Source organism: Paenibacillus woosongensis, from assembly GCF_009725165.1.
In the GTDB taxonomy this organism is placed as follows: domain Bacteria; phylum Bacillota; class Bacilli; order Paenibacillales; family Paenibacillaceae; genus Fontibacillus; species Fontibacillus woosongensis.
Map to the genome: position 1 here is coordinate 133,572 of NZ_WNZW01000009.1, position 12,157 is coordinate 145,728.

At 53.2% G+C, this 12,157-nt stretch carries 12 protein-coding genes; 5 read left to right on the forward strand and 7 right to left on the reverse strand.

The window, feature by feature from the left end:
* Positions 1 to 31: 31 nt before the first annotated feature.
* The 6 genes from whiA to GNP95_RS19155 form a co-directional block, all read right to left on the reverse strand.
* Entirely contained in the window at positions 32 to 970 is a 939-nt protein-coding gene (gene whiA, locus GNP95_RS19130; RefSeq protein WP_155612456.1) for a DNA-binding protein WhiA, read from the reverse strand.
* A gap of 5 nt (positions 971 to 975) precedes the next feature.
* Positions 976 to 1,962 carry a gluconeogenesis factor YvcK family protein gene (locus GNP95_RS19135; RefSeq protein ID WP_155612457.1) on the reverse strand — a complete coding sequence of 329 codons (987 nt, stop codon included), beginning with the start codon at positions 1,960 to 1,962 and terminating at the stop codon, positions 976 to 978.
* Positions 1,963 to 1,979: 17 nt separating this feature from the next.
* Positions 1,980 to 2,873 carry an RNase adapter RapZ gene (gene rapZ / locus GNP95_RS19140; RefSeq protein WP_155612458.1) on the reverse strand — a complete coding sequence of 298 codons (894 nt, stop codon included), beginning with the start codon at positions 2,871 to 2,873 and terminating at the stop codon, positions 1,980 to 1,982.
* A gap of 194 nt (positions 2,874 to 3,067) precedes the next feature.
* Positions 3,068 to 4,018 carry an ROK family glucokinase gene (locus GNP95_RS19145; RefSeq protein ID WP_155612459.1) on the reverse strand — a complete coding sequence of 317 codons (951 nt, stop codon included), beginning with the start codon at positions 4,016 to 4,018 and terminating at the stop codon, positions 3,068 to 3,070.
* Positions 4,019 to 4,292: 274 nt separating this feature from the next.
* Positions 4,293 to 5,558: a DUF438 domain-containing protein gene (locus GNP95_RS19150; protein ID WP_155612460.1), complete on the reverse strand. Its 1,266-nt coding sequence runs from the start codon at positions 5,556 to 5,558 to the stop codon at positions 4,293 to 4,295.
* Positions 5,559 to 5,637: 79 nt separating this feature from the next.
* On the reverse strand, positions 5,638 to 5,865 hold the full coding sequence (locus tag GNP95_RS19155) for a DUF1858 domain-containing protein (RefSeq protein WP_155612461.1): 228 nt from the start codon (positions 5,863 to 5,865) through the stop codon (positions 5,638 to 5,640).
* A gap of 173 nt (positions 5,866 to 6,038) precedes the next feature.
* Here GNP95_RS19155 and GNP95_RS19160 point away from each other — a divergent pair, with 173 nt between their 5' ends.
* From GNP95_RS19160 to GNP95_RS19180, 5 genes are all read left to right on the forward strand, one after another.
* Positions 6,039 to 6,716: a response regulator transcription factor gene (locus tag GNP95_RS19160; protein ID WP_155612462.1), complete on the forward strand. Its 678-nt coding sequence runs from the start codon at positions 6,039 to 6,041 to the stop codon at positions 6,714 to 6,716.
* Complete coding sequence (locus GNP95_RS19165; protein WP_155612463.1) at positions 6,713 to 8,107, forward strand: HAMP domain-containing sensor histidine kinase; 1,395 nt, start codon at positions 6,713 to 6,715, stop codon at positions 8,105 to 8,107. Before GNP95_RS19160 ends, GNP95_RS19165 begins: the two co-directional genes overlap by 4 nt.
* Positions 8,108 to 8,178: 71 nt before the next feature.
* Positions 8,179 to 9,090: an ABC transporter ATP-binding protein gene (locus GNP95_RS19170; protein WP_330163515.1), complete on the forward strand. Its 912-nt coding sequence runs from the start codon at positions 8,179 to 8,181 to the stop codon at positions 9,088 to 9,090.
* Positions 9,090 to 9,803: an ABC transporter permease gene (locus GNP95_RS19175; protein WP_155612490.1), complete on the forward strand. Its 714-nt coding sequence runs from the start codon at positions 9,090 to 9,092 to the stop codon at positions 9,801 to 9,803. The genes GNP95_RS19170 and GNP95_RS19175 overlap by 1 nt, the downstream gene beginning before the upstream one ends.
* A 2-nt stretch (positions 9,804 to 9,805) precedes the next feature.
* Positions 9,806 to 10,540 carry an ABC transporter permease gene (locus tag GNP95_RS19180; protein ID WP_155612464.1) on the forward strand — a complete coding sequence of 245 codons (735 nt, stop codon included), beginning with the start codon at positions 9,806 to 9,808 and terminating at the stop codon, positions 10,538 to 10,540.
* Between the two features lie 517 nt (positions 10,541 to 11,057).
* On the opposite strand, the gene trxB is transcribed toward GNP95_RS19180, so the two are convergent.
* Positions 11,058 to 12,014 (reverse strand): thioredoxin-disulfide reductase, encoded by a 957-nt coding sequence (gene trxB, locus GNP95_RS19185; RefSeq protein WP_155612465.1) that lies wholly within the window; start codon positions 12,012 to 12,014, stop codon positions 11,058 to 11,060.
* Between the last annotated feature and the right edge of the window lie 143 nt (positions 12,015 to 12,157).

A 12,157-nucleotide genomic window follows, 5' to 3' on the forward strand; every position in this document is an offset into this window, starting at 1 on the left:
ATTATATCATATACAGACTGTAACAGACTAGCTATAGGCCTGTACCCCCGCGAATTTTTTCCGCCAGCTCGTCGATTTTCCGCAGTCTGTGGTTAACGCCTGACTTGCTGACCTTGCCTTTGAGCAGCTCTCCGACCTCTTTGAGGTTCATATCGGGATGAGCGAGACGCACTTCCGCAACCTCGCGCAGCTTCTCCGGAAGGTTCTCAAGTCCCACTTCCTTCTCCAAGAGCCTAATATTTTCGATCTGCCTGACAGCCGCTCCGATCGTTTTATTCAAGTTCGCCGTTTCGCAGTTCACGATCCGGTTGACCGAGTTGCGCATATCGCGCATGATACGCACATCCTCGAATTTGAATAACGCCTGGTGAGCACCAATAATGTTCAGCAGCTCGATAATCTTCTCGCCCTCTTTGATGTAGAAAATAAAACCCTTCTTGCGTTCGATGCATCGCGCATTCAGATAAAATTCATTAGCGAGCTCCACCAGGGCCTTGCAGTGCTCCTCATACATGGAGGCGATCTCCAGATGATACGAGGAGCCCTCCGGGTTATTGACGGAGCCTCCCGCCATGAACGCCCCACGAAGGTAGGCCCGTTTACAACAGTTTTTCCGGGTCAACTCTGGATTAATCCCCGGCGTAAAAATAAAACCTTCAGACACGATGTTCAACGTCTCCAGTATTTCCTGAACCTTGGCCGGAATTCGTACGATATAGACGTTATTTTTCTTTAGCCGCATTTTCTTGCGTACAAGCAGTTCCGTATGAACCTGAAAGTGCTTCTTCAGTAAGGAATAAATTCGCCTTGCTATCGCGGCGTTTTCCGTAGAGATGTCCAGAACAACCTTCTTGTTCGAAACCTGTACCGAGCCATTCATCCGGATTAACGCGGACAGCTCGGCCTGCTCGCAGCAGGGTTCAGCCTCGACCATCGTTAGTTCCTTTTTGGTTTGCGCCGCAAACGACAAGGATCTCACCTCTTTCGTAAATTCCAGTTTTGCACCAATTGGTAAATATGCTGACTCAATTTGTCGGCATCATGGCGCAAATAGCGACGGAACAATACGAGCGTGTCGGCAATGACTTTGTAGCCACGGCCTGTAACCACATCCCAATCGACCTCGACCGGCTTGGCGCCTTGCTCGGCATAGAAATCCTGAACCTGAGTCGGAATTTCGCCGTCATTGACGATGACATAATCAAATAAATGATGGCCTACGTGATCGTAAATGGCCTGGAGATGGTCGCTTACCGTATAATTATCCGTCTCGCCAGGCTGGGTCATGACGTTGCAGACAAAAATTTTGATCGCGCTCTTGTTGGACAAAACCGCTTCCGTCAGCTTCGGAACAAGCAGGTTTGGAATAATGCTCGTGTATAGGCTGCCTGGGCCGATCAGAATGGCATCAGCCTCACGAATCGCCTCGCACGCCTCCGGCAGCGGCTCGACCTCCTCCGGCTCCAGGAAAATTCGCTTGATCTTCCCCCGGGCCTCGGGAATTTTCGATTCCCCGGTTACGATCGTCCCGTCCTCCATCTCCGCATGCAGCACCACCGCCTGATCGGCGGCGGGAAGCACGCGGCCGCGTACCGCGAACACGCGGCTCAGCTCCCGGACGGCCGTGACGAAATCTCCGGATATATCCGTAATTGCCGCTAGTATTAAATTGCCCAAACTATGCCCTGCTAGTCCAGAACCGTTGGAAAAACGGTAGCTAAGCATATTCGACAGCAACGGTTCTACGTCCGCAAGCGCGGTCAATACGTTACGAATGTCGCCGGGAGGCGGCATATGCAGCTCATTCCGGAGAATTCCGGAGCTCCCCCCATCATCGGCGACGGTAACAATGGCCGTGATATCGAGCGGTTTTTCCTTCAATCCGCGAAGCATGACGGATAGGCCGGTTCCACCGCCCATCACTACGATTCGCGGAACTTTTGTATCGTTAGCTCGATTCATCGTCTTGATTCACCCTCTTAATGCCGGTCTCGGCCCTCATCCCTATGGCTTACGCGAACCGTCTCCGTTTCACTAGTTCCGAGCATCCGGCCCAAATATTCGGCAATGGCGACCGAACGGTGCTTCCCTCCGGTACAGCCAATGGCGATAATGACCTGGCTTTTTCCCTCTTTATGATATTGAGGCAGCAGAAAATGCAGCATGTCTAACAGTTTTGTCAGGAAGGACTGTGTCTCCGGCCACTTCATAACATAATCATATACATCACTGTCTTGTCCGGTGTGTGGACGAAGCTGCTCAATATAATGAGGGTTTGGCAGAAACCGGACGTCGAAGACCAAATCGGCGTCGATCGGTATGCCGTATTTAAATCCGAAGGAAGTGATGTTTACGGATAAATGATTGCTCTCCAAATGAGAAAAGCGGGAAATGATCTTCTCTTTAAGCTGGGCAGGCTTGATATTGCTCGTATCAATGACCTGGGTGGCAGAAAGTTTCAACTCCTCTAGCATTTTTCGCTCTAGCCGGATGCCGTCGAGCGGCATGCCGTCCGGTGCAAGCGGGTGGCGGCGGCGGCTTTCCTTATAGCGCTGCACCAACACGGAATCAGTCGCATCCAGGAATAAAATTTCAGAATTAATTGTAAAATGATCTTTTACATAGCCAAGCGACTCAGATAGAGCAGTAAAAAACTCGCGGCCCCGCAGGTCGATGACCAGTGCCACCTTGGCGATTTTCCCATTCGATTGCTCGATCAGCTCAGCGAATTTGGGGATGAGTACTGGAGGCAAATTGTCCACGCAGAAGAATCCTAGATCTTCCAGGCTCCTAACGGCGAGCGACTTCCCTGCGCCCGACATGCCTGTAATGATAATCAAATTGGCTACTGAAGCTTTCTCCTTCTCTGACATGCATTTCCCTCCTCGTATAGTTCTCCTGTCTTCTTCTATCTATTATATATCTAAAATCGACACTATATATCGACAGAATTTAATAACAGACCCCCGATTGCCTACGAGCTTGCGAGCGTGACTTGTCGAACCCGAGTGTACACTATAGCCCGAAGGCTGCTGCCCCTGCAAGCATATCAGCTTGCCGTGATTTCTTAGGAACGCGTGAACAGGCCTGCTGCGCCAACCATTCCGGCATCATTGCCGAGCGTTGCAGGTACAATGCTTACCCCTCTTGCCGCTACTTCCGGCGTCAGTTTCTGGAACACGCTGCGCACCTCATTGAACAGGATGTCCCCCGCCTTGGACACGCCGCCGCCGATAATGAACACTTCCGGATTCAGCACGACAGCTACAGCCGCCAGCGCTTTGCCCAAATAGAATGCGGCGCGGTTCACGATGCGAATCGCTACTTCGTCCCCGGCTTTCGCCGCATCGAATACGTCCTTCGCCATAATTTTCTCTACTTGCGACAAGGCCGTGCGCTCTCCTCTGGATACTGCATCATTGGCCATCCGGATAATGCCCGTTGCCGAGGATACGGTCTCCAGGCAGCCGGTCTCGCCGCAGCCGCATTGAATCGCTTCCAGATCGGGAACGACAGACATATGACCTAGTTCGCCCGCAAATCCGGCGAAGCCTTGATAGATTTTACCATGAATAATAATGCCGGCGCCTACTCCCGTACCCAGCGTAGCGCAGACGCAATGATCGATGCCCTTGCCCGCGCCGCCCCAGGCTTCGCCCAGCGCTGCAACGTTGGCATCATTGTCTATTTTGACAGGCTTGCCAAGGCGGGCCTCCAGAATCTCGCGAATCGGAAGATCCCTCAAACCTACATTCGGTGCTAGAATGATGATTCCTTCGCGAACGTCCGTAAATCCGGCAACTCCAGCTCCGACGCCTGCTACCTGTTCCCAGTCAAAAGGAGATTGCTCCACGATATGACGGACATACTGCTCGATATTGCTTACAACGGCATCGGCACCTTTATCAGCTTCGGTTGGCCCCTCATAAGTATGAAGAAGCTGCCCCTCCTCATTACAGATGCCGACTTTGATCGCAGTCCCGCCAAGATCAACACCAATGTAGATTTTTTCAGACATTGTACAAGCCACCTTTTTCTTCAAATAAAATTGTTTATCCTACGTACCAACTATAAGCGAACCACACCGTTCGGTCAAGAGAAGCGAACAGCAGGAAATCCAGTAAATACAAGGCTTTCAGCGCAAATGATGAAATTCACAAGCGGTGTTTATATAGAGAATGCACCCGCTGCGGCAGCCCTCCTAATGCTGCCCAATCCTACAATTTCCCAGCAAAAAACCCCGTCGTAGACGGGGTTGCATATTATAGGCGATCATACCATATATACCAAGTTTAAGACATTATTCGCTTCTGACCCTCGAGTGCTTGTATCGGCGCGATATTTTGCGTGAATTCCAAGGTGCCCATGTATTGTCCCTCAGCGCTGCGAACCGCGAAATACCGGATATAAACGAACTTATCCTTAAACGGAATCCAGAAGTCCTCTGAGTCCTTCCGCCCGGCCTTGAAATCCGCCAGCAGCTCATTCACGACATGCACGCTTTGCGGAGGATGGCAGTTTTGCACCGTACGGCCGATGACGGCCTTGGTCCGGGCGAAAATGCGCTCCTTCCCATGCGAGAAATACCGGACAACATCCTGCTCATCAATGAACGTAAGATCGACAGGCAGATGATTCATAATCGCTTCCAGCTGCGCGGCGGTCAGAATTCCTGTCTCGAACCGGATCAGCCCCTCTGGAAGCTGGCCGTTCTCCGCTCCCTCCGTACCTTCGTTGTACGGGAGCGGCACACGCTCGGGAACCCACTTCTGTTCCGGGGCAGTCAGGCAATAGCCGATCTCATCGCTCTCGGCAGCTATTTTTACCCATTCGTCCTCCGTCAGCTTCCCCAAGGCCATCGGCAGCAAAATATTCTCTTCTTTAAAAATCATCTCGTTTACCTCAGTAATCACGCGCTCCAGATCGATGATGAGTATATCCTTATAGGCGCGGCCACCGTTGTAACTTAGCAGCTTCTCTTTCACTTCCTTGATCATTGCACGAATTGCATCGTCTACACCCCACATCACCTTGGTCGGGCCATAGATGCCGTATTTCTCTAAATACGGGAACAGCAAATTTTCCTTGCGGCTATAGTGCTTATCGAGATCCAGCAGCAGATTTAAATCCTCCACCAGCTTATAGACGATTTCCGTGCTGTCCTCCCGGCGGAATTTGTCCTTATGCAGCTCCAGTCTGAAATTGACATGCCGCTCAATCTCGCGATTCTCCAGCTTAAAGGTATGAACAGGATGCCCCGGCTGCTCCTCCGGCTTGGACGAACGGTGAATTTCCTCAATCGAGCCTTTAAAAATAGCCGTGTGCACAGAGCACAGGCGCTGCACCTCGGAGACCGGAATGCCCTCCTCCTCCATCAAGGCTTGCTCCATCGCTGATATTTCCGCTACTGTCACGCCCCCGACTGCTTCCTCAAACCGGGCCTTGACCTCCTCCACGCTCTTGCCTTCATGCAGCTCCTTAATGATCTCCTTCAACAGTTCTTGCCGGCGTCCTTGCTCCGGTACCGCACGCTCGCGATTGTTGATCATTTCGCTCATCCCCGTATCCTCCCTTTTATGATTAGAATCCTGCTATTCTATAAATATCCTAAGGACCCAAGCCGCTCGCGGCCTGAGCTCACTCCGTGATTTCATAGCCCCTGGCGCGGAACGCGTCCTTGATCGCATCGAGCTCCACCTTGCGCAGCCTGGCTCCCTGGGGGATCGTCATAAAGCGCCCCGCGCTCTGCAGCATCCCCGGCTTGGCCAGCTGCTCGAAGCCCAAGCCCACCATGATATCGATAATCTCAGGATCGGCCGTGCATAACTCGTAGACTGTTTTATGCAAATCGATCTTTTTCCCCATGAGTCCTCACCGCATTTCTTCAAATTTGAATGAAAACCATTCTCATATCCAAAGTAGCACAGGCCGGCCTGACAACTTGTGATTACAATCACAAGGTTGCAGGTGCTTTGCCGGCACAGTTTATTTTTTTATGCAGATTTGTCACAATAGGAGCTAAAGGAGGTATATTGACGATGAATTCCATTCATTTGCTATATATTGAAGACGATCCCGAGATCGGTAAGTGGGTACATGCCAATCTGCAGGACCGCGGCTACCGCATAACCTGGCTGACGAGCGGAGAGCAAGCCTTGGAACACGCCGAATCCTGCCGGCTTGCCATTCTCGATGTCATGCTGCCCGGCTTGGACGGCTTCACGGTCGGTCAGCGGCTCAAGAAGCAGTACCCAAAATTGCCCATATTGATGCTGTCGGCCAGAACCTCAATCGATGATAAGCTGCAAGGACTAGAATTCGCGGATGACTACCTGACGAAGCCTTTTCATCCGGATGAGCTCGCCGCCCGAATTGAAGTGCTGCTCCGCCGCAGCGGCAATGCTTCCCCCGAACCGCTCAGACTTCGGCATCTGCTCGTCCATGAACGCGAGAACCTCATTATCGACCAGGATACTGGAGAAGAGATTCTGCTTACGGGGAAGCAGTTCCACATCTTCCATTACCTGCTGCGCCACCTCGGTCAAATTATGACAAAGGAGCAAATTTATGAAGCCGTATGGGGAGAACCCTACCTGGAAGGCGATAAGACTCTGATGGTACATATTCGGCATTTGCGTGAAAAAATCGAGCGCGATCCCGCCGCCCCAGAAATTATTGAAACAATCCGCGGCATCGGATACAGGGTGCGGGCATGAGATTTATAAAACAAAGCCCTTTGCAGCGCCTTCGCACTTCCCTTTTATCGCGATATGTACTGATCATCGTCACGGCTCTCGTATTTATCCCCGTGCTGATTCCAGCCAGCTTCATGGCCTCCTGGGCCGTTAACCGGATGCTGATGCTGGGCGGGCAGGAAACTTATCAGCTGCCTTACGGCTCTGCCTATGAGCTGGAGAAAATGTGGCATAAGCACGCCAAGGCGCTGGCCGCAGCCTCCCCGGCGGAAATCGACGCCAGGCTCTCCGCGCTGAAGGAGAAATACCCCGATGCTGCACTGTTCTGGGTTGACGGTGCTGGGATCACGCAGCTTCAGCTGCCTGTACAGGCAACGCTGCCCAAGCAGTGGTCTGCGGAGGATACAATTGCCTTCATGAAGGCGGGAATCAATGCCGACCCTTACACCGTCGTGGCTTTAATTGGAGGAGACGAGCAGGCGAAGCAGGGATTCATGGTCTTTGAGCTGCCGCGCTCCTATCTGACGCCCCAAGGCCGTCCTAGCGATTCCCGGTTCTATGGCTTGTTCATGGCGCTGATCTTCGGCATCTTCATATTGCTGTCCTATTTGTTCTTCCGGGACATCCGCAAACGTCTTCTCCGGCTGGAAGCCGCCATGACACGTGTCGGAGAGAACGGGCTTCCGTCGCCTACGGAAGAAGGGCGCCCGGATGAAATCGGCAGGCTGGAGCAGGCCTTTAATCATATGGTGAACCAATTGGAAGAGGGCCGCAGGCGAGAGCGCAAGGAGGAGGAGCTGCGCAAGAATCTGATCGCCAACCTGTCCCATGATCTGCGTACGCCGCTGACCGTACTCGCCGGGCATCTCTTTTCCATGGGTAAAGAGCCTTTATCCGCGCAAGGACGGCAATCCTTGGCTTTGATGGAAACCAAGCTGGACGACCTCGACCACCTGATCGATCATTTATTGTCCTATAATTTGCTGACCAGCGGGAAATACGCCTTGTCCATGGAGCAGCAGGACGTACATCGCATCGTCAGGGAGAGCGCTGCCGCTTGGTACCCCATCTGGGAAAAGGCCGGCATGACCGTGGACATCGATCTGCCGGATGAACCCCTGAGGTGGGCGGTCGACATGCAGGGCTTTCGCCGCGTCCTGGATAACCTATTCCAGAACGTCGTCCGCCACGCCGGTTCAGGCAAGTATGTAGGCATCCATACAGCCCGCTGGAAGGGACGGCCAGCTCTTATTATTTCGGATCGCGGTCCAGGCCTTGATGCCGCCTCAGCAGCCAAAGGCGCAGGTCTGGGCCTGGCCATCGTAGAGCTGCTGCTGCGGGAGATGGGTCTTCGCCTCGACGCGGAATCCTCGGCCAGAGGTACCAGGTTCGTCATCTGTCCCGCTTCTTAACCTAAATTTAAACTTCATCCTCCGCTGCATTTAAACTTCGGAAGCTATGCTGGTTACCGAGGTGATTTATAGTGAGCGAACTGATTATTCAAACCAAGGGATTAACGAAGAAATACCGTGGCCGCCCGGCCGTTGATCAATTGAACCTGGAAATCTCCAAGGGAGATATTTACGGCTTCCTCGGACCCAACGGAGCGGGCAAGACGACGACGATCCGCATGCTGCTCGGACTAATTCAGCCGACGAGCGGTTCGATCTCCATTTTTGGACGAGAGCTCAAGCGGGACAAACTGAACATTCTGCGCCGGATCGGATCGCTTGTAGAATATCCGTCCTATTACGGACATTTAAGCGCCATCGACAATTTGGAAGCGATTCGCCGTATTCTGGATGTGCCGAAATCGCGAATCGCCGAGGTGCTGGAAATCGTCTCCTTAACGAAGGAAGCCAAGCGCCCGGTCAAGGGCTTCTCCCTCGGTATGAAGCAGCGGCTGGGCATTGCCGCTTCACTCCTCGGGAGTCCCGAGCTCCTGATTCTGGATGAACCAACCAACGGGCTCGACCCTTCCGGAATTCATGAAATGCGCGAGCTGATCAAGAATATGCCGCAGCAATACGGCATTACCGTGCTCGTCTCCAGTCACCTGCTAGGCGAAGTCGAGCAGATGGCCCATAAGGTCGGCATTATCCGCGAAGGGCAGCTGGTCTTTCAGGATACGATCGATCATTTGCGCCTCCAGGCGCAGCATGACATCGAGCTGGTCGTATCCGAGCCGGATTCCGCCATTTGGATCGCCCGCGACATGGGCCAAACGGGTATCCTCCAGGGTGGGATTATGACCTTCCCTGGCATGAAGGATGCTCAAGTCGCCCATCTCGTCAAGCGGCTCGTCGAGAACGGGCACGCCATTTACCGGGTTGAACAGAAGAAAAAATCTCTGGAGGATATCTTCATGCAAGTGATCGGGGAGGGAGCGCTATGATGATGCTGCGCTCGCTTCGCGCCGATTTCCTCAAAATCCGCCGCAAGGGCATCTGGTTTCTGGTGTTCCTCGCACCGACCGGCCTTGTCGCAATGCAGGGGCTCAATTTCGGACTGCGATTCGATTATTTATCCAAAGTATACAAAGACGATCTCTGGGGCGGATTAATCCACAATATCGAATTGTTCGTCCCGATGGCGCTGTTCCTCGGCTGTACCTTGATCAGCTCTCTGGTCGCCAACATAGAGCATCAGATGAGCTCGTGGAAGCAGCTTCTGGCCTTGCCGGTGTCGCGCAGCTCCGTATTCCTGGCCAAATTCACCCTGTGCGTAATCGTGTTGAGCATTTCCTGCCTGCTGCTCCCGGTCTTTACCGCAGGACTCGGCCTCCTGCTCGGATTTCAAACGCCGCTGCCGATAAGGGAATTATTAACCATGGGCTTCTACCCTTATTTGGCCGCTTGGCCGCTGCTGGCTCTGCAGCTCTGGCTGTCGCTGACGTTCCGCAATCAGGCCCTTCCGGTTTCGATCGGCATAGCCGCCGCGATACTCTCGCCTTTTACGCTGGATTTATCCGTATGGCTGCCGCTGAATTGGGCTACTTTGGCCATAAGTGACAATAGCCCGCTGGCCTATCTCCTTGGCGGCGTTTCACTGGGCCTCTTCATGCTAATGATCAGCCTGCTGCATTTTAACCGAAAGGATGTGGACTGACGATGCGAAATTTCCTGCGAATCCTGTCGGCGGAAACGCTGAAAATGTCCAGATCCGGCATTTGGCTGATTATTCTGGCCAGCCCGCTTCTCTCGCTGCTAATCGGCGCACTGGTGTCGATTCCCGCGGGCGCTGACCCATGGCCGATCATGCTCGGCAGCATGGTCATGCTGCACGGCATGCTGTTCCTGCCCATCATGGCCGGACTATTCGCCGCCTTCGTCTGCCGTTACGAGCATACCGGCGGAGGCTGGAAGCAGCTGCTTGTGCTGCCCGTATCGCGTACAGGCGTCTATCTCGCCAAATTCGCTGTCGTGGCCGGCCTGCTTGCGTTAAGTCAGCTCTTCTTCCTCCTGGCACTGATCGGTGCGGCGAAGTACCACGCCTTCCCAGGGGTCATGCCATGGGGCATGTTCCTGAAGAGCATACTAGGCGGCTGGGTTGCCTGCCTGCCGCTCGTTGCGCTGCAGCTGGGCGCATCGCTGAACTGGGCGAGCTTTGCAGCACCGCTGTCGCTGAATGTCTCGCTGACGATTCCGAACATGCTCATCGTCAACTCGGCCACCTACGGCCCGTTCTATCCCTGGGCCCAGCCAGTATTGGCGATGATGCCCAGCGGCGAAGCTGAATTTGGCGCCTTTAACCTGCCTTACCAAAGCCTGCTGATCACCGTGCTGGGCAGCTTCCTGCTGTTCTTCCTGGCTGGCCTGACCTACTTCCGCCGAAAAGAAATTTAGTGCCAGAATTTAACGCCGGCACATTAATTTATAGAGGGGCTGCCCTAAAGTCATCTTAGATGACTGAGGGACGCCCCTTTCTTTCAGGATGTCTTACGCTTCTGCGGAATCCACTTTTTTCCTTGCCTGCATCCCATTCTTTAGATGATTTTATATAAGCGGTCGGATACTTAGCTGGCGGATGCTAAGTAGAACACTAAGTCAAACACTAAGTCGACACTAACCTGCCATGGTACAAGCTGCGCCAACACTAAATGGAATTCATGTATCTAATAATGCTCTAAACGAACACTTCAAGGGATTAGATGGATTGTATGCATCTAAATCAAGAATCCAGCCCATAATCGCCTTCTCCCTTCTTCTAACGACATGAAATCCATTTAACGACGTACTGATTCTGCTGGGCTAATTCTTCTGTTCTTGTTCCTACTACCATCCACCTATATTCAAAAAAATAAAGGCTGTTCCTAGCGTCATCCATCGGAAGATGACCTAAGAACAGCCCTCAGCTTTTATTTCAGGAATTAAGCGTCTCGCTCCAGTCACGCACCATCGCGCCCTCCAGCAGCTTCTCACAGTCCATCGCCGCCATACAGCCTGAGCCTGCTGCTGTAATCGCCTGGCGATAACGCGTATCCTGCACATCGCCGCAAGCGAACACGCCTTCGACATTCGTGATCGTCGTTCCTGGCTTAACAAGGATGTAACCATGCTCGTCCGTCTCAATTTGTCCGCCAAGGAACTTCGTATTCGGCGTATGGCCAATCGCAACGAAGATGCCGTCTGCCGGAATCAGCTCTTCCCCATTCGTTGCATTGTTCCGGACCTTAAGGCCGATAACTGCGCCATGCTCGTCCGTCGATACCTCAAGCGGGGTACGATTCAGCGCCCATTCGATTTTCTCATTATTTCGAGCGCGATCCTGCATGATCTTTGAAGCACGAAGCTCGTCTCGCCGGTGCACGACGGTCACGCTGGTGGCAAAACGCGTCAGGAAGCTCGCTTCCTCCATCGCGGAGTCGCCGCCGCCGATCACGATAATTTTCTTGCCGCGGAAGAAGAAACCGTCACAAGTTGCACAGGTGCTTACTCCGCGCCCCACATTCTCCTTCTCGCCGGGAATGCCTAAATATTTGGCGGAAGCCCCCGTGGAAATGATGACGGTCTCTGCCTCCAGAAGTTCGCCGCCCTCTATAGTCAATTTGAACGGCCGCTGGCGAAGCTCCACCTCCTGTACCCATCCGCTGCGGAACTCGGCGCCGAAGCGTTCGGCCTGCTTCCGCATCTGATCCATTAGCTCCGGCCCCATAATACCCTGCGGGAAGCCGGGGAAGTTCTCGACTTCCGTAGTGGTCGTCAGCTGCCCTCCTGGCTGCATACCCTCGATCACGAGCGGATTCAAGTTGGCGCGGGCCAAGTATATCGCTGCCGTTAGACCCGCCGGCCCTGTTCCAATTACAATCGCTTTGTACATTAACCGAACCTCCCTGGTAGTCATTGTTCATCAAATCAATTCATAATTCGCCTATGTTACATTATGTAATTGATCCTATACACAAGTTTTACCCAAGAAAGGCCTGTCTTACCCTTCCGTCCGGCAATCGGCGGACGAACCGG

What these genes read in the sequence shown, in the direction of transcription:
- GNP95_RS19145 (WP_155612459.1), bottom strand. Translation starts at nt 4,018, where the DNA reads ATGTCTGAAAAAATCTACATTGGTGTTGATCTTGGCGGGACTGCGATC.
- GNP95_RS19135 (WP_155612457.1), bottom strand. Translation starts at nt 1,962, where the DNA reads ATGAATCGAGCTAACGATACAAAAGTTCCGCGAATCGTAGTGATGGGC.
- GNP95_RS19155 (WP_155612461.1), bottom strand. Translation starts at nt 5,865, where the DNA reads ATGGGGAAAAAGATCGATTTGCATAAAACAGTCTACGAGTTATGCACG.
- GNP95_RS19160 (WP_155612462.1), top strand. Translation starts at nt 6,039, where the DNA reads ATGAATTCCATTCATTTGCTATATATTGAAGACGATCCCGAGATCGGT.
- GNP95_RS19165 (WP_155612463.1), top strand. Translation starts at nt 6,713, where the DNA reads ATGAGATTTATAAAACAAAGCCCTTTGCAGCGCCTTCGCACTTCCCTT.
- GNP95_RS19180 (WP_155612464.1), top strand. Translation starts at nt 9,806, where the DNA reads ATGCGAAATTTCCTGCGAATCCTGTCGGCGGAAACGCTGAAAATGTCC.
- rapZ (WP_155612458.1), bottom strand. Translation starts at nt 2,873, where the DNA reads ATGTCAGAGAAGGAGAAAGCTTCAGTAGCCAATTTGATTATCATTACA.
- GNP95_RS19175 (WP_155612490.1), top strand. Translation starts at nt 9,090, where the DNA reads ATGATGCTGCGCTCGCTTCGCGCCGATTTCCTCAAAATCCGCCGCAAG.
- trxB (WP_155612465.1), bottom strand. Translation starts at nt 12,014, where the DNA reads ATGTACAAAGCGATTGTAATTGGAACAGGGCCGGCGGGTCTAACGGCA.
- GNP95_RS19150 (WP_155612460.1), bottom strand. Translation starts at nt 5,558, where the DNA reads ATGAGCGAAATGATCAACAATCGCGAGCGTGCGGTACCGGAGCAAGGA.